Source organism: Trinickia sp. EG282A, assembly GCF_040965455.1.
Taxonomy (GTDB): Bacteria; Pseudomonadota; Gammaproteobacteria; order Burkholderiales; family Burkholderiaceae; genus Trinickia; species Trinickia symbiotica.
This window is the reverse complement of the sequence record NZ_JBFRCC010000001.1, coordinates 490,002-506,813: the sequence shown is the minus strand read 5'-3', so window position 1 is coordinate 506,813 and position 16,812 is coordinate 490,002. Positions and strand designations below refer to the sequence as shown.

The 16,812-nt window shown below is 67.2% G+C and carries 16 protein-coding genes; 7 read left to right on the top strand and 9 right to left on the bottom strand.

The window, feature by feature from the left end:
* Window positions 1-147: 147 nt before the first annotated feature.
* On the bottom strand, window positions 148-1,149 hold the full coding sequence (locus AB4Y31_RS02270) for an alpha/beta fold hydrolase (protein ID WP_368672525.1): 1,002 nt from the start codon (window positions 1,147-1,149) through the stop codon (window positions 148-150).
* Between the two features lie 253 nt (window positions 1,150-1,402).
* On the opposite strand from AB4Y31_RS02270, the gene AB4Y31_RS02265 reads away from it, so the two are divergent.
* The 6 genes from AB4Y31_RS02265 to AB4Y31_RS02240 all read left to right on the top strand — a co-directional run bounded on the left by AB4Y31_RS02265 (window position 1,403) and on the right by AB4Y31_RS02240 (window position 7,086).
* A complete protein-coding gene (locus tag AB4Y31_RS02265; RefSeq protein ID WP_368672524.1) occupies window positions 1,403-3,442 on the top strand; it encodes a sigma-54-dependent Fis family transcriptional regulator in 2,040 nt (679 codons plus the stop codon).
* 293 nt (window positions 3,443-3,735) lie between these two features.
* Entirely contained in the window at window positions 3,736-3,810 is a 75-nt protein-coding gene (gene pqqA / locus AB4Y31_RS02260) for a pyrroloquinoline quinone precursor peptide PqqA (protein WP_102607172.1), read from the top strand.
* A 263-nt stretch (window positions 3,811-4,073) separates the two neighbouring features.
* On the top strand, window positions 4,074-5,024 hold the full coding sequence (locus AB4Y31_RS02255) for a metallophosphoesterase (RefSeq protein ID WP_368672523.1): 951 nt from the start codon (window positions 4,074-4,076) through the stop codon (window positions 5,022-5,024).
* Entirely contained in the window at window positions 5,021-5,416 is a 396-nt protein-coding gene (locus tag AB4Y31_RS02250) for a cupredoxin family copper-binding protein (protein WP_368672522.1), read from the top strand. The genes AB4Y31_RS02255 and AB4Y31_RS02250 overlap by 4 nt, the downstream gene beginning before the upstream one ends.
* Window positions 5,417-5,506: 90 nt before the next feature.
* Window positions 5,507-6,166 (top strand): RNA polymerase sigma factor, encoded by a 660-nt coding sequence (locus AB4Y31_RS02245; RefSeq protein ID WP_368672521.1) that lies wholly within the window; start codon window positions 5,507-5,509, stop codon window positions 6,164-6,166.
* The gene (locus tag AB4Y31_RS02240; protein WP_368672520.1) at window positions 6,166-7,086 is read left to right on the top strand and encodes an anti-sigma factor; all 921 of its coding nucleotides are present in this window, start codon (window positions 6,166-6,168) and stop codon (window positions 7,084-7,086) included. Before AB4Y31_RS02245 ends, AB4Y31_RS02240 begins: the two co-directional genes overlap by 1 nt.
* A gap of 21 nt (window positions 7,087-7,107) precedes the next feature.
* On the opposite strand, the gene AB4Y31_RS02235 is transcribed toward AB4Y31_RS02240, so the two are convergent.
* From AB4Y31_RS02235 to AB4Y31_RS02210, 6 genes are all read right to left on the bottom strand, one after another.
* Window positions 7,108-8,916 (bottom strand): ATP-binding protein, encoded by a 1,809-nt coding sequence (locus AB4Y31_RS02235; protein ID WP_368672519.1) that lies wholly within the window; start codon window positions 8,914-8,916, stop codon window positions 7,108-7,110.
* Window positions 8,917-8,984: 68 nt separating this feature from the next.
* A complete protein-coding gene (locus tag AB4Y31_RS02230) occupies window positions 8,985-9,560 on the bottom strand; it encodes a membrane integrity-associated transporter subunit PqiC (protein WP_368672518.1) in 576 nt (191 codons plus the stop codon).
* Window positions 9,561-9,601: 41 nt separating this feature from the next.
* On the bottom strand, window positions 9,602-10,927 hold the full coding sequence (locus AB4Y31_RS02225) for an MlaD family protein (protein ID WP_368672517.1): 1,326 nt from the start codon (window positions 10,925-10,927) through the stop codon (window positions 9,602-9,604).
* Window positions 10,924-12,189 (bottom strand): paraquat-inducible protein A, encoded by a 1,266-nt coding sequence (locus AB4Y31_RS02220; RefSeq protein ID WP_368672516.1) that lies wholly within the window; start codon window positions 12,187-12,189, stop codon window positions 10,924-10,926. The genes AB4Y31_RS02225 and AB4Y31_RS02220 overlap by 4 nt, the downstream gene beginning before the upstream one ends.
* A gap of 97 nt (window positions 12,190-12,286) precedes the next feature.
* Window positions 12,287-13,435: a DUF1501 domain-containing protein gene (locus AB4Y31_RS02215; RefSeq protein WP_368672515.1), complete on the bottom strand. Its 1,149-nt coding sequence runs from the start codon at window positions 13,433-13,435 to the stop codon at window positions 12,287-12,289.
* Between the two features lie 3 nt (window positions 13,436-13,438).
* Window positions 13,439-15,100: a DUF1800 family protein gene (locus tag AB4Y31_RS02210; protein WP_368672514.1), complete on the bottom strand. Its 1,662-nt coding sequence runs from the start codon at window positions 15,098-15,100 to the stop codon at window positions 13,439-13,441.
* Window positions 15,101-15,329: 229 nt separating this feature from the next.
* On the opposite strand from AB4Y31_RS02210, the gene AB4Y31_RS02205 reads away from it, so the two are divergent.
* A complete protein-coding gene (locus tag AB4Y31_RS02205; protein ID WP_368672513.1) occupies window positions 15,330-15,815 on the top strand; it encodes an aminoacyl-tRNA deacylase in 486 nt (161 codons plus the stop codon).
* Window positions 15,816-15,837: 22 nt separating this feature from the next.
* On the opposite strand, the gene AB4Y31_RS02200 is transcribed toward AB4Y31_RS02205, so the two are convergent.
* Window positions 15,838-16,368 (bottom strand): periplasmic heavy metal sensor, encoded by a 531-nt coding sequence (locus AB4Y31_RS02200; protein ID WP_368672512.1) that lies wholly within the window; start codon window positions 16,366-16,368, stop codon window positions 15,838-15,840.
* Window positions 16,365-16,811 carry a hypothetical protein gene (locus AB4Y31_RS02195; RefSeq protein ID WP_368673427.1) on the bottom strand — a complete coding sequence of 149 codons (447 nt, stop codon included), beginning with the start codon at window positions 16,809-16,811 and terminating at the stop codon, window positions 16,365-16,367. Before AB4Y31_RS02195 ends, AB4Y31_RS02200 begins: the two co-directional genes overlap by 4 nt.
* Window position 16,812 lies beyond the last annotated feature (1 nt).

Genomic DNA, 16,812 nt, shown 5'->3' with positions numbered 1-16,812 from the left:
ATCGGCGAGACAGCGATGCGGCGTGATAGCCCCGATCGAATGACGAGTCGGCGGGGACTCGAACGAGGCAGGGCTCAGCGACTGAGGAGCTGAGGGGAAGGCGCGCCGCGAGCAGGCGCGCGATGAGGCAGGAGGGAAAGCGCGGGCTTACGCTGCCCGATGTGGCGATCGTGAGCCCGACGATGTGCCGAACATCGTTTCGATCGCCTGCGCGACACCGCGAGCGAGCGCGGGCTCGCTGCCGAGATGACCCGCGCGCACACGCGTCGTTTGCAGCTGCGGAATCGCGCCCGCGAGGCGGCGCAGATTGTCGATCGGGCAAACGGGATCGCGCGAGCCGTGTATCGCGGCGATGGGTACGCCGGCCTGCGCGGCCCGACGAGCGAGCGACAGCAGGCGATGTTCGCCGAGCCAGCAATCATGCATCAGGTAGTGGGCTTGAATTCGATACTTGCCGATCGAGCGGCGCTCGGCCACGCGCGTGCGTGCTCTTCGACGGAGCACGCGGCGCGAATTCGCCGATGCGAGGACGGCTTCTTCGTAGGCTTGCCATGCCAGCGCAACGGCCCGCTGTCGCGATGGGTCGCCACGCGTTTGCAGCGCTCGTTCGCAGCGGAGCAGCAACGATCCTGGACGGTTCGTCGAAGCGGCCTTGGACAAGCGCGCCCACTCACGCGGCGCGCGCTCGCGCGACGTGACGAAAAGCTTGCGCACCTCGGCGCGCGACGCGAGGAAGACACCGCGCACGACGACGCCCGTCACATGCCGTGAATGCATTCCGGCATAGGCGAGCGCTAGCGAGGCGCCCCACGAGCCGCCGAGCACGCCCCATCGCTCGATGCCCAATTCGCGGCGGATCGCCTCCATGTCGCCGATCAGCCTGTCCGTGCGATTGTGGCGCACACTCCCGTGCGGCCGTGACGCGCCCGCTCCGCGCTGGTCGATTTGAACGACTCTGAAGCGAGCGAGGTCGAAAAGCCGCCGCACGCTCGGCTGGCTTCCGCTACCGGGCCCGCCATGAAGGACCGCGACCGCGATGCCATCGGCCGCGCCGGCAACGGTGAACGCGATGCGGTGCCGGTCGCGGATCAAGTGACGCTTGACGAGGGCGGCCTTCGAGGATTCGTCGTTGAAATGAGGAGTACGCATAAAAGGACTCGGGTTTTGACCGTCATCAACGCTCGGCTCGGGTAAGGCCGGAAACTGCGGATAATCCGGATATCGCTGTCCGGCGATGGGCCCCATCGTAAACCGATGCGCGCGATGCCGCCGCCATCGCACTCGTCGCATGCGCGGACGCCGAACATCGCCTCGGTCGGGAAGCTCATTCTGGCGCGGAACTTGCAGCAAGCGGCGTCATGAAGCGCGTCGGCCACGTGCCGCCGCCCGAAAGGAGGAGACAATGCGCAACGACCCGGGCCAGGCCGCGAATCCGCTCTCGGCCACCGAGGGCTGGCTGACCCCGTGCATTCAGAAAGCGCACGAGCGCTCGGAAAGCTTCGGCCTCAAATCGTCGACACAGCCCGACTATGACGTGCTGCCGGCCCCCGATCTCACGGTCAAGCGCGAGCAGAATCGCGTGCTGACGGCGCATGCGCTGCCTGTCATGGAGACGCTGCGCGAGCAGATCGTCAATACGCAAAGCATGATCGTGCTGACGGATGCTCAGGGCCTCATCCTCCATTCGATTGGCGACGACGATTTTCTGCGACGCGCCGAGAAGGTCGCGCTGCGGCCCGGCGCGAATTGGGCCGAGGACCGTCAAGGCACGAATGCGATCGGCACCGCGCTCGCCGAGCGCAGCGCGACTGTCGTGCATGGCGACCAGCACTACCTCGCGGCCAATCGGTTTCTCACCTGCTCGAGCGTGCCGATCCTCGATCCGTACGGCGATCTCACGGGCGTGCTCGACGTGACGGGAGACTACCGCAGCTATCATCAGCACACGATGGCGCTCGCGAAGATGTCGGTGCAAATGATCGAGAATCATCTCTTCGCAAGCAAATTCCGCGATGCGCTGCAGATCTCGTTTCATAGCCGCCCCGAGTTTCTCGGCACGCTGATGGAAGGGATCGCGGCTTTCACGTTCGACGGGCGCTTCCTGTCGGCCAATCGCAGCGCACAGTTCCAGCTCGGCCTGTCGCTCACGGCGCTACGCGCGCATACGCTGGCGTCGCTCTTCGGCCTGACGAGCGGCGAGCTCATCGACAAGTCGCGCACGAGTCGCGATTCGATCGTCGCGCTGAACCTGCACAACGGCGCCGTCGTATGCGCGCATGTCGATTACCGGCGGGCCACGATGACGGACAGCGGTTGGCCGCGCGAGGCCGATCGGACGCAGCGCGGTGCCGAGTCGCGTCCTGCACAAGCGGGTGCCGCGACGAACGCGGTGCGGCTCGCACATCTCGATACAGGCGATGCTCAAGTCGCGTCCGTCATCGCCAAGGTGCGCAAGGTCATCGGCAAGGATATCCCCGTTCTGATCACTGGGGAGACGGGCACCGGCAAGGAGCTGTTGGCGCAGGCCATCCATAACGATTCGCCGCGCCGCGAAGGACCGTTCGTGGCCGTCAACTGCGCGTCGATTCCCGAGACGCTGATCGAATCGGAGCTTTTCGGGTACGAGGAAGGCGCCTTCACCGGCGCGCGGCGCAAAGGCGCGCTCGGCAAGGTGCTGCAGGCGAACGGAGGAACGCTCTTTCTCGATGAGATCGGCGACATGCCGTACCCGCTGCAAGTGCGGCTCTTGCGCGTGCTGCAGGAGCGTGTCGTCAACCCGCTCGGATCGACGAAGTCGATCCCCGTGGACATCGCAGTCGTCTGTGCGACGCATCGCAGCCTCCGCGAGATGATCGCGCAAAACCGCTTTCGGGAAGACCTGTACTATCGGCTCAACGGGCTCGTCGTCAAGCTGCCGCCTCTACGTGAGCGGACGGACCTCGCAGTCGTCATCGAAAAAATGCTCGACGACGAGACGGCTTGCGCGACGGACGGCCGGCGACTCGCCATCGCGCCGGAGGTCATGGCGCTCTTCGAGCAATGCGCATGGCCGGGGAACTTCCGACAGCTCGGCAATCTGCTACGCACGGCCGCCGCGATGGTCGACGACGACGGCGAGATACGGCGCGAACACCTTCCCGACGATTTCTTCGAGGATCTCGAGATGCGCGCGGCCAGCGGCTGTGGCTCGCAGAACATGAACGCGAACACTGACATGAGCGCAGGCGCTGCGCCCGACGCCGCCGCGCCGGCTCGCGAGCCGCTCGCGGGCACAGAAGGCACGCGACTTCACGATCTCACGCTGTCCGCGATCGCAGCGGCTATCGCGCGCCACGGCGGCAATGTGTCCGCGGCCGCCCGCGCGCTCGGCGTCTCGCGCGCCACGATCTACCGCAAAATGCCGGTGGCATCCACTGCGAAGAGGGCGAACGGCGACGACTAAGCGCGTCGCGCATTCGACAGTACACTGTGTCCACCGCTGTCTCAGGATGCGACAGTCCCTGTGCCCAGATGCAACACATGTGGCAATGAATCGACGCCATCGCCGGCCTTGTCAGCCGTTCCATCAGTTCCCTCGCCCGCCGACACCTCGCAATCCATCAGGACTACGAACGATTACGAGGTCGCCGGGGTCCCCATCGCTTCAGATGGATATTCGGCATAGCGCTTGCTTGGACTGTCACGCCGCGCAGCTCGCCCGGCGCAACCGTATCGAATTTCTTCGAGGAGACAATCATGCAGTGGACCCCACCCGCCTACACCGATTTGCGCTTCGGCTTCGAAGTGACGATGTACATCGCCACTCGCTGAACCGATAAGCGATCAGCGCTAAGCGATCGCAGGGAGCCGCGCGCCTCTTCGAGATGCGGCGTGCGGCGCCGACAGTATCGATAACGATGACCTCCGTCTAGTCCCCCTTACGCCGCTCAATCTCAAAGCGGGAATATTCCCGCCCCATCCCCGGTAATACGTGGCAAGGACGCCTCGATTTGCATCGACGTCCGAAACGTCATGCGATCGGGCCTGCCAGGCCTGCCACGTATCTCGACATTCGATTACCGGGAGAGAAGGACATGGATGACAACGATAAAGGCCGTATCGAAAGCGGCCGGCGCGACTTCCTCAAATGCATGGCATGGGCGGGCGCGGGGACGCTATGGCTCATGCAAGGCGGCGTGCTGCAGGCGCGCACGCTCGGCGACGCGGACACGGCCGATGCAAGCCGCAACGCGACGTTCAGCTTCATGCAGATCAGCGATTCCCATATCGGGTTCACGAAGGCGCCGAATCCGGACGTCACCTCGACACTGAAAGCCGCGCTCGAGCGCATCGACGCGCAACCCGTACGCCCCGATTTCATCGTGCACACCGGGGACCTCACGCATCTGTCGAAGCCCGACGAGTTCGATACGGTCGCGCAACTCATGCGCGCCTCGCGCACGCAACAGCAGTGCTATGTGCCCGGCGAGCATGACGTCATCGGCGACAACGGCGCCGAGTTCTTTCGCCGCTTCGGCCACGAGGAGGCCAGCCCAGGGGGATGGTACAGCTTCGATCATCGCGGCGTGCACTTCATCGCGCTCATCAACGTGCTGAATCTCAAGGCGGGCGGCCTAGGCTGGCTCGGCCCCGATCAGCTCGCGTGGCTCAAGAACGATCTTGCGGGCCGCTCGGCCGAGACGCCGATCGTCGTCTTCGCGCACATGCCGCTTTGGGCGCTTTACCCGTCGTGGGGATGGGGCACCGACGATTCGGGCGAAGCCCTTGCGCTGCTGAACCGCTTCGGCTCGGTCACGGTCTTGAACGGGCACATTCACCAGATCCAGCAAAAGGTGGAAGGCCATGTCACGTTTTATACGGCGCGCTCGACGGCCTACCCCCAGCCGGCGCCCGGCGTCGGCCCGGGGCCGGGCCCGCTCAAGGACCTGCCGGCCGGCAAGCTGGCCGACTATATCGGTGTGCGCTCGGTGCGCCGCGTACAGACCGGCGGGACGCTCGCATTGACCGAGGAGACCTTGGCATGACTCGCATGAACCGACAACTTGCGCGGCGTCGCGTTGTAAGCGTCTGCCTGGCGGCCGGGGCACTCGCCCCGCTCGTCTTTCTCACGCCCGCGGCGCGCGCCGGCGACACCGCTGCGCCATCGCCCTCGGGCGGCACGGCGACCACCTACAACGTCGAAATCCGCAACTTCGCGTTCGAGCCGAAGGAGATCACCGTGCCGGCCGGCGCGCGCATCGTCTGGGTCAACCGCGACGAGGAACCGCATCTCGTCGTCAGCGTCGGCGGGGCGTTCAAACCCTCGCAGGCGCTGGACACGAACGATTCGTTCGCGACCGTGCTCGCGAAGCCCGGCACCTATCAGTACTACTGCGGGATTCATCCGATGATGGTCGGACGGATCGTCGTCCGTTGAGCGCTCATGCGATCGACTACCGCGAGCGGTGACACGGGAATAAACTGGGCGCGCGGCCGGTATAGAGCCGTAAAACCCGGAGGGGCCACGGTGGCCGAGATCGACAGCAAGGGTCAACGCTCGCGCGACGACGCCGAGCGCAGCCGACGCTTTCAGCAGATGGCGCTGCCGCATCTCGATGCGGCGTACAACCTTGCGCGCTGGCTGGCCGGCAACACGAGCGACGCGGAAGACATCGTCCAGGAGGCGTTCATGCGCGCGTTCCGCTTCTTCGATTCGTTCCACGGCGAGAACGCGCGGCCGTGGCTGCTCGCGATCGTGCGCCGCACCTGGTACACGGAGTGGCAACGGCGCAGCTCCTCCCACGAGGTGGCCGCGTTCGACGACGAGATCGACCAGGCCGACGATACGGCAATCGACGGCTGGAGCACCGCGCCGAGCGATCCGCAGGCATTGCTGATTCGCGAGGAGAATACGCGCCTCGTGCACGAGGCGCTCGCCCAACTGCCGGTCGAGTTCCGCGAAGTCCTCATCCTGCGGGAGCTGGAGGACATGAGCTATCGCGACATCGCGGCCATCGCGGATCTTCCGATCGGAACGGTCATGTCGCGCCTGACGCGCGCGCGGCGCAAGCTCGCGACATTGTTGAAAGCGCGGCTCGCGGCGGGCAGCGCCGGCGGCTCGCAAGCGGCAGCGCCGATGAGTCGGCAACCGCCCGAGCCCGGCCCAATTTGCGAGGGAGACGCCTGATGGAGTGCAAAGAAGTGCGGCCGCTCATCGACGCGTACGTCGATCGCGAGCTTTCCTCGTCCGAAGCCCGGCACGTCGAAGCGCATCTCGAACAATGCCCGAAATGCCGCCGCGAGAGCGAAGCCGTACTCGGCGTCAGCCGCATCGTACGCCAGGCCGTCTATCATCGAGCGCCGGAGCCGCTGCGTTCGCGCATCGTGGCAGCGCTGCCGCAGGCGGCGCCCGAAGCCGAGCCCGAAGCGAAGACCGAACCCGGGCCGGCTCCGGAACCGCGCCGCCCCGCACGCAACAGGTCATGGCTCGATGGATGGCGCCTGCCACGCTTCGTGGGCGGCAGCGCGGCGGGCGCGCGTGCGGGAGTCGGCACCGCGCCCCGCTTCGGCACGCTGGGCACCGTAGGCGCCATGGGCTTCGCGCTCTTCGCGGCGGCGGCCGTCGTCGCCGTCACGATCGCGTTCCATCCGCGGCAGACGGCCTCGGGCGCCTTCGTCGACGAACTTGTTTCGAGCCACGTTCGCGCGCAGTTGTCGGGACGCGACATCGACGTCGTCTCGACCGATCAGCACACGGTGAAGCCGTGGTTCAACGGCCGGCTCGACTATGCCCCGCCCGTGGAAGACCTCGCATCGAGCGGATTCGCGCTGGTCGGCGGGCGCCTCGACTACGTCGGGCATCGCCGCGTCGCCGTCCTCGTCTATCGCTATCGCAAGCATGTCGTCGACGCCTATGTGTTCCCCGATGCGGAATCGGGGGCGGCCGCCGAGGCCGAAGCCGGCGCGCCGGCGCTCGTACGCGACGGGTATGCGCTCGTCCGCTGGCGCGAGCATGGCATGGTCTGGTGGGCCGTCACCGATGCCGCCCCCGACGTGCTGCACCGGTTCGAAGACGCGATGCACGCGAGGCTCGCCGCGGGAGGCTGATGCGAAAGAGCCCTGACCGAACTAGGCCTCCGGCACGGGCGATTCGTCGATGAACCGCAACAGGCTCGAAGGATCGACCGGCTTCACGAAATGATTGTCGAATCCCACTTCGCGGCTGCGGTTGCGGTCCGCTTCCTGACCGTAACCCGTGAGCGCGGCGAAACGGCACCGGTCAGGACCGAGCGCGGCGCGCAATCGGCCGATCAATTGATAGCCATCCATGACGGGGAGCCCGATGTCCACGATGGCGATATCGGGCACGAACTGATGGATGACCTGCAGCGCGGACGCCGGATCGTAGACGGCCCGCACTTCGTGGCCGCACTCCGAAATCAGCAGCGCGAGCGCTTCGACGCCATCGACGTTGTCGTCGACGAGCAGCACGCGTCGCGGCCGCGGCGCGCGTCTTTTTACGACCACCGCCTCGTGCGCACGAGGCTCGCCCGCCTCGCGCGACGCATCGCGCCGCGACGGCTGGCCCGGCAGGCGAATCGTGAACTCGCTGCCCGAACCGGGGCCGTCGCTCCTCGCGCTCACGGCTCCGCCATGCAATTCCACCAGGCTTTTGACGAGCGCGAGGCCGAGACCCAGGCCGCCCTCGGCGCGATCGACACTGCGCTTGCCCTGGAAAAACAGCTCGAAGACGTGCGGCAGCATCTCCTTAGGGATGCCTGAGCCGTTGTCGCGCACGCTAACGGCGATCGTATCGTCGCTTTCGCGCGACGCCGACAGCGTGATCTTTCCTCGCTCGGCCGTATAGCGCGCGGCATTCGTCAGCAGGTTGGAGACGACTTGCGCGATCCGCGCCGCGTCGACGTTCCACTTCAAATCGGCCTCGACGTCGACGAGCAGCTCGTGTCCGCGCTGCTCGAGCAGCAGACTCGCAACCTCAACCGCATTCGCCAGCACGTCGGCAACGCGCACGGTCCGCTTCTTGAGTTTGATCTTGCCGCGTATCACGCGCGAGACGTCGAGCAGATCGTCAACGAGGCCCACCAGATAGTCGACCTGGCGCTGAATGATCGCGAGTTCATGCGAAGTACGAGGGTCCGGATGCATCCGCATGAGCTGCAGCGCCGTCACGATCGGCGAAAGCGGGTTGCGCAGCTCGTGGCCCAGCATCGCGAGGAATTCGTCCTTCACCGCCTCGGCTCGGCGGCGGCGCTCGACCTCCGCCTCGAGCGCGGCAGCTTTCTGCTGCCACTGCGCGATGAGCCGAAAGGCATCGGATTCCGTGGCTTGCTCGAGCACCTCGCTCGGCAGCACATGCGTGTGAGCCCGGCAAATGCGATCGAAGATGCCGCTTTGCTCCGCGTCCCGGAACAAGTCATCCGGGTACGCGCAAAAAAGCGTGAACGAATAGCGCCTGGCGAGCTCGTTCCAGAGTTGCTCGAGACGCACGGCGGCTTCGTATTGCCCCGACGCGCAAAGCACGGCGACCATCTCGCCGTATGCGTGGACGGGCGCGCTCGCGGCCGTCATGCTCACCACTTTTGCCAGCAGACCACCGATCGTCGCAAAGAAGCGCCCCTCGTCCGGCCAGCCGTCCACCATGAATTCGGCGAGTGCCGCCTCCGCATCGACGGCCTCGAAGCGCCCCTCGATCGCGGGCGATGTATCTTCGTCCGTGGCGCGAAATGCAGCGATGCGCGGGACGAGAAGGGAAAGATGCGCGCGCGTGGCGATCACGATCACGCCGCCTCGGCGACGCAGCGCATCGCTTGCAAATTCGACGACCTCGTCGATCAGTTGCCCATCCGAGTGGTAAAAGCGGACGAAGTGTCCGGTGGCATGGTCTGGCCGAATCAGCGCGCGGCCGGCGGGCTCCATAGGGTCTCCATGCTTATCTTTGGAAAAACAGGGCGAGCACTTGGCATGCCTGCCAGTGTGCTGTCCCATCAATGGCCGCCGATCGACTCCGAGATCCGATCCGCGAGTTCGCCCATCGCACGGCTCAGCGCGGCCGCCTGCGCCGCGGCCCCGCTGCCCGAACCGTGCGTCGCGAGAGTCGTCTCCCGCGTCAGCACGGGCTGGGCTCCGCGCCCCGCCATCAAGGTCCACGCCGCCTGCAACGTCAGCGCGCCATTCGCGTCGGCGTCCAGATCGAGGACGGTCACCACGAGCTTGCGCGTATCGGCGGGAGCCGGCGCGTCCGGAAACACGAACGCTCCGGCCGGCAGGCGGCTATAGAGATCCTGCGCCAGCACGCCGCGCATCATCTGGCCGAGCGGCGCGCCCCAGCGGTCGCTGTCGCCGACGGTTAGACGGTTCGGGGCAACACGCGTCACGACTTCGGGGCGATCGACCATCGCCGGAATGTGGACGGCGGTGAGCTGGACGGGCGGCAGCGGTCCGGACGCAATGGGCGCCGACGCGGGGACGGCATCGAGCGCGAAATAGTGAGTAGGCGGGCTATGGCCGCATCCGGCCGCGAGCATCGTCGCCCACAGCATCGCCACTGCCGCGAATCGCATCGTCGCCTTCCGCCATGCCCGCGTTCGCTTAATTCTTCCCCTCATTGTCCGCCCCCTTGTCTGCCGCGCACGAGCGCCTCCGGATGGCGATCGAGGTAGTCGGCCAGCGCGCGGACGGAGCGCGCCATATCGGTCATCTCGCGCAACGCGGCCGGCAGATCGTTCTGGCTCGTCGCATCGCCGCCGATCGTGCGGTTCGCGGCGGACACGGCATTGTCGGCGGCGCTCGCCGTTTCGCGCAGTTGAGCAACGAGGGGGCCGATCTGCGGCGATACCTCCCGCATCGTGCGATCGATCTCGGTCACGGCACGGTCGATATGCGCGATGCTGTCGGCCACTTGCGGCGATGAAGCAAGCGCGCCGACGCGAGCCGCCACGCGGCGAACGTCGTTGCCCGTTTCCGTGATCGGCAGCGCGTCGATCTTCGTCATCACATGATTGGCCTTGTTCATCACCTGGTCCGCCTTCGATGTGATCGAATCGATATCGGGCTGGGCGATGCTAGGGATCACGGGCGCATCGGCACCGGCTACCAAAGACGCCGGCGGCGCGCCCGACACGAATTCGAGCTTCACCTTGCGCGGGCCGACGAGCGGCGGATCTTGCGCGAGGCTCGCGCGCAGCCCCTCGCCAACGAGCCGCTTCATCATGTCGTCGACGACGGGGCGCCAGTCCCCGTTCGCGGGCCGCGCCACTGCACCGATGCCGAGCCGCGAGGGTTCGATCGCGATCCGCACGGGCGTGCTCAGCGTGCCGGTCGCCGGATCGTAAGCGAGGTGCACGCTCGTGACGGCGCCGACCTCGAAGCCGCGGAGCTCGACCGGCGCACCGTCCTCGAGCTTGCCGACGGCGCCGTCGAACCGCAAGTCATAGGCGATCGCCGGTCCCCCGGACGCCGTCAGCACGGGACGCTTCGTGCTGCCCGTGAAGTGCCGGGCCGGCTTGCCCGGACCAGGCTCCATGGCGATTTCGGGCCCCGACAGCAAGTCTTTGAGCGAAGACGGGTCGCTGATATCGAGCTCAGCGCCTTTCAAAAAGAATCGAGTCCCGCTGCGCAGGTAGCGATCCTGCTTGCGATCGATTTCGAGCTTGACGTCGACATGCTGTCCATCGGGCGCGAGCTCGACGTCGGAGACGTCGCCGACCTTCACGCCGCGCAGCGTCACCATCGTATCGCCGGCCTTCATGCCGTAGGCGTTGTCGAAAGTGACGGTGACAGTCTCCCCGCTATGCGTGAGCGCGCGGATGCCGAGCCATCCCGCGACGCCGAACGCCGCGATCGGGACGGCCCAGATCCAGCCGGGCCAGGCGCTGCGGCGCACCTCGGCCTGCGTGCGCCGCAATCGGGCTTCGCGCGTTTCGGTCATGGCAGCGTTCCGGGGGGCGTGGGCAAGCTCGCGGGCGGCGAGCGGCGCGGCTCGTTCGCTCGCCTTTTCCTCGTATGCACATCCCACATGAGGCGCGGATCGAAGGCTCGCGAAGCCAACATCGTGAAGAAGACGACGAGCGCGAAGGCCGTCGCGCCCGGCGCCGGCCGCGCGGAGGCCATGTTGCCGAAGCTGATCAGCGGCACGAACGCGGCGATCGTGAAGACGTCGACGTTCGACCAGCGTCCGAGCTCGTCGATCCATCGATAAAGATGCGCTTTGACACGCAAATGCCGGCGCGAGCGGCGCAGGACCGAGGTGATGAACCATGCCATGCCGACGATCTTCGCGACCGGGATCACGATGCTCGTGCAGAAGATGAGAACGCCGAGCGGCCACAGGCCGACCTTGAACAAGTCGCCGACGCCGTCGATGATGCGTGCCGAGATGTCCTGTCCCATCTCTGTCGAGATCGTCATCGGGTAAAGGTTCGCGGGCACGGTGAGAGGAAGCGCGGCAAGCGAGAGCGCGGCGGCGCGGATGACCGCATCTTTCTTGCGCGTGCGCAGCGTCAGTCCGCAGCGCGGGCACGGATACCCTTCGAGCTCCATCGGTGAGATGAGGTCGCAGGCGGTGCACGAGAGCGCCGGCTCACCCTTATGAGGCCAGTGCTCAGGCTCAAGGGCGCGCCAGACCGTGCGGCTGTCGAGCGTCGCCCGAGTCAGCATCGACATCAGCGCGGCAACCACGAAGCAGTATCCGCCGGGGCCAACGGTGCCCGTCAGGTTCTGCGTCACGCGCGAGTAGCCGATGAAGCAGCCGACGAGGAAGACGTCGGGCATGGCCCACAGGTCGAGTGAAAGCGTCCAGCGGTAGAGTGAGCCGAGCCCCTTGAAGCGCCAGCCGAGCAACACCGCACCGAGCGCGAGCGTGAGGCCGCCGAAGCGAAAGAACGGCAGCACGATGCCGAACATGCCGAGCAGCGCCGCGAGGATCGGGTAGCCGCTTCCCCACATCTGAACAATGCCCGAACCCAGCACCGACGTGCGCTCGCCGTTCAGCAAGTGAACGCTCATGAGCGGCGCCAGGTTCGCGGGGAACAGCAGCACGAACGTTGTCAGCGAGCACGCCAGCGCCGCGCCGATACTGCGACCGCTCCTGCGCTCGAGCGGAAAGTGGCAGACACGGCAGCGCGCCATCATGCGCCGCGTGAGCGGCGGAATGTCCTCGAGCGCACCGCATTCGGGGCAGCCGATCGTCATGTCACCTCGCTTTCGACGAGCCTGCGATTCAAGCCGTCGTGCAAGCTTCGTTCCAGACGCGCGGCGAGCCACCTACGTCAGATGCCCCTGCCCCTGCTCAAGCCTTAACGAGCCCCTCGAACGGCTTACGTTCGCTTTTCTGCAAGAACAGTGCCGCCGCTGTGCGCTGCCCGTCGAGCCCGAACGTTTCTGCCGCCGCGCCGGCAATCACGGCATCGAGCGAAGCCGTCGGCTTCAAATCGCGTCCCTCGTAGAGGTCGGCGTTGCGCAAGCCAGGCCAGTCCGCCACGACGCGCCCGCCGGCCACGGCGCCGCCGAGCAGCATCGCCACGGAGCCCGTGCCGTGATCGGTTCCACCCGTCCCGTTCGCCGCCGCCGTTCTGCCGAACTCCGTCGCGACGAGAACGGTCGTGTCGGCCCAGACAGGACCGAGGCCATCGCGCAGCGAGGCGATCATCGTGTCGAGCGCCTTCAGTTGCGCCGCCAGCCGCCCGTTCTGCGCGCTGTGCGTATCCCATCCGCCCGTCTCGATCATCGCGATGCGCGGACCGTCGTCGCGCGCGAGAAAGCCGGCGGCCAGCTTGCCGATGCCAAACGGATCCTGCTTCGCCCCGGTCGGCCCGCCCATCTCGCGCGTCGCCATCGCGGCGTTCCAGAGCGGCCCCAGCTGAGGGTCGCGCTCGTAGAGCTGGCCGACGCGCAGCAAGAGATCGTCGGACGGGCCGGGCAAGCCCGACGGGGCATAGGAAGTCACTTCGGACTTGCCGCGCAGCGCCGTCGGCACCGTCGGCGCAATGGCGATCGCCTGCGCGCGATTCGTCGGCAGCATGCCGACGAGTCGGTTCAGCCAGCCGTCGCGAAACTGATACGGCGAGGTGCCGCCCGTCTCGAGCACGTTCTGGCCGTCGAAATGCGAGCGGTCGCGATAAGGCGTGGCAACGGCGTGGACGAAGAGCGCCTGCCCGGCCGCATAGAGCTCCGCCGTCCGTTGCAGCGACGGGTGCAGCGCGAACGTGCCGTCGAGCTTCCTGGCCGCCGAGACGTCGACCGTGAGTTCGCGCCGCAAGGCGGCATAGGCGGGCTCGGCATAGGGCACGACGATATGGAGGCCGTCGGCGGCGCCGCGCTGAATGATGAAGACGAAGCGACGCGTCGTCGCGGCGCGCGCGAACGCGAAATACGGAGCCACGAGCATCGCGCCCGCCCCCGCCGCCGAAACCGTCAAAAACCTGCGACGCGAAACCATGGCCTACCTCCTTTGAAAATCGGGCGAGACGAGCAGCAGCGCAAGCGCCGTCGGGGCGCTTTCCGCGCGCGAGATTTCAAGCGCGGTGGCCGGCTCTAGCGGCCCGCCCATGAGCCGCGGACCGAGCTCGCGCGCATCGACGCCGTCGCCCACGCGCGCCGCGAGACGCTGCGCGAGCTCGACGCGCCGCATCAGCGCATCGGGTGCCGCCCAGCTCGCCGCCACGTCGTCATAGCCGGCCGGCGAGCCGGGACGCCAAACGGGCTGGCCGAGCTGGGTCAGCATGGGCGCCGCGTGTTGCCGATCGTCGAGCCGCGGCACGCCGATGCCACGCAGCGCGGAGATCGTCCAGTCCCATGGCGTCTTGAACTTCACCGGAAGCGACGCCCAGGCTTCGGGCGATGCGATCAAGGCGCGGTAGACGGTCGGCAGATCGCCGCCGCTCGTCTCGAATGCGCTCGCGAGCCGCTCGATCGTCGACGGGCTCGGATTGTCCGAGACGAAATGGCGCGCGAGCTTGAAGGCGATATGGCGCGCCGTGGCTCGTGAGGCGGCAAGATTGTGGAGCACGGCAACCGCCTGCGCCTCGCCTTCCTCGGCATAGCGGCGCCCCATGATCGTGCGCTCGCCGGGTTCGTGCAGCTCGGGGCGGAAGATGAAATTGCCTGCTACCGGCTGAGGCGCTGCCGGCTGAGGTGCGGCCGGCTGAGGTGCTACCGGCTGAGGTGCTACCGGCTGAGGCGCTGCGGACCGAGACGCCGGAGACTTCCCCATTCCCGCCATCGTCTTGGTCATGCCGCCCGCGCGGCCCCCTTGCGGACCGACGACGCTCCAACCCGTCAGTGCACGCGCGAACTCGGTGACGTCGGCCTGCGTGTAGCCCGTGCGCACGCCGAGCGTATGCAGTTCCATGATTTCGCGCGCGAGGTTCTCGTTCAACCCGCGCGGGTGTGCCGGATCGCGCGCGCTCGCGCGTAACGCCGCGACGCTGTCGGGACCGACCGAGCGAACTTGATCGAGGAAAATCTGCATCGCGGGATGGCGCTCGACGGCGACCACCAGTTCCTCGAACGTGCCGAGCACATAGGGACGGATCGCCTCCGCTTCGAATGCGCCCGCCAGTGCCGCTACTTCGGGCTTCTCGGTCGAGATCGCGAAGTGATTGGCCCAGAAGTGCACGAGGCGCTCGACGAAGGGCGTGTTGGTCGCCAGCGCGCTGTTGACACGCGCGTCCACCGCCGACAGATAGGCGTCGCGCACTTCCCTACGCACGGCCTGCCTCGCCGCTTGCTTGGGAGTCTGACCGGCGGCCTGGCTGGCGATAGCCGCATTGGCCGGCTGGCCGCGCGCTCGCTCGGGATGGCGATTCGGCGCCGAATTCAAGGTGCGATTCGCCATCGCATCGCCTCCCTGGCTCGCCGCCCGGCTCGCGGCCGCTTCGCTCGCCGCTTTCGCCGCGGCCTCGCGGCGCGCCTCGGCATACCGCTCGAACGCGACGTTCGCGCCGGGCTCGCCCGCCCAGGCTGCCGGCCACGGCTCATAGGCATCGAGCTGCTCGAGCAGCCACGCTCTCGGATCGGCGGGGGCCGCGTCGTCGGGGCGCGCGCCGAGGCCGAACCGGTTGAGCGCGATGCCGGCGGCGGTCAAATGAAGTTTGTCGGCCATGCTCCCCTCGTCCGTGCGATGGATACCTGCATTAAACGGGGATCGTCCGATTTTTCCGTCGCACTTTTTTAAAAAACCCGGAAACTCCGTTTCGGAATCGGGGGCCTTGCCGCGCCCGTCCCCAAAGCCGCCTATGCTATGAGAACCTTCCGCGAATCCGGCGCGCTCCCTCATCGGGCCGCTTCCGTGTTGCGGAGGGGTTCACTCGTCCTATCGAAGGAGGTGCGCCATGTCCATGTCTACCACCCTCGAGGAGTGCCTGCGCACCACGGGCGCCCGCTACGACATTGTCCGTCACCCGTACAGCCATTCGAGCGTCGAGACAGCCGTGGCCGCGCACGTGCCCGGCGACCGCCTCGCGAAGACCGTCGTTCTCGAAGACGAGCACGGCTACGTTGCGGCGGTGCTGCCGTCGACGCATTCGGTGCGGCTATCCGAGCTTTGGGCCAAGACGGGGCGCCATTTGACCCTCGCCAAGGAAACCGATACGCGCGAGTTGTTCAAGGATTGCGATCTGGGCGCGTTACCGCCGGTCGGCACGGCCTATGGCATGCAGACCTATCTCGACGAAGCGCTCACGCGGCAACCCGACGTCTACTTCGAAGCCGGCGACCACGAAGCCCTCGTCCATATGGACGTCGACCAATTTCTCGCGCTCATGGGGAACGCGGAACGCGTACGGTTCGCCCATCGCAATCAGAGCACGTCAATTTGACTGAACCGCGGGCTCAGGCGGACTAGCGGTTCGCCGAAGCCGCCGCACCCGCGCCTGGCGATACAGCCGTGCCCGACGCGGCTCGCTCGGGCTCGCGCCATTGCCCGCGCGACCTGAGGCTCTGCGCGAACGTCGCACGCTCGTCGGGCGTCAGCGTCGCGACAAAGTCCGCGACGCCTGTCTCGACGCGCGTACGCACGGCAAGATCGGCATCGCGCGTCCTCGCGAGCGCCGCATCGAGGGCGGCGCGGTCGAACGGCTGCGCGCCGATCGCGTGCAGTACCTCTCGTCGACCCGCGCGCGCCGCCTCTGCGAATGGCCGGCCTGCGCGGCGCGCCTCGCGCAACGCGTCGGCGAACTGCTTGCGCCGCTCGGGCGACAGATCCGCCGCCGCAAAACGCAGTGCATGCGGGTCGGCTCGCGCAGCCACGGCTGCCGCGGAGGCATGGCGCGTCGTGAACCATTGATAAGCCGCGCCGGCAATCCCGCCCATCAGGAAGACATTCAGCGCGAGCGAGCCGATGATGGCCAGCTTCCAACCGCGGGCCGTCATTCCGCACTCCCGTCCGCAGCGGTGGGACCGAACGCCGTCGTCAGATAGCCGGGCTCTTGCGGGCCGGCGGGCTGTGGGTTGCCCGTCAGCATCAGCAGCGACACCGCGAGCGCGCCCATCACGCCGCCGGCCAGCCCTACGCCCGCGAGCGCGGCGCCGGGCCACCAATGCCCGAGCCAACGGCGCAATCGGCGGCCAACTTTCCGGTCCGGCCGCCGCGCGCCGGCATCCGCGAGAATGCGGCGCTCCAGCGCGCGACTCGGGTCCGCAATCAGGTCGCGCGCCAAGTACGCGTCGAGCCGCTCGGCCTCGTCGAGCAGGGCGCGCGCGGCATCGCGATGCTGAGCGGCCCAGCTTTCGGCCGATGCACGTTCTTGCGCGGGCCATCGACGCGCATCGCCGCCGTAAGCCTGCACGATCTCGCCAAAACGTTCGGGTGTCATC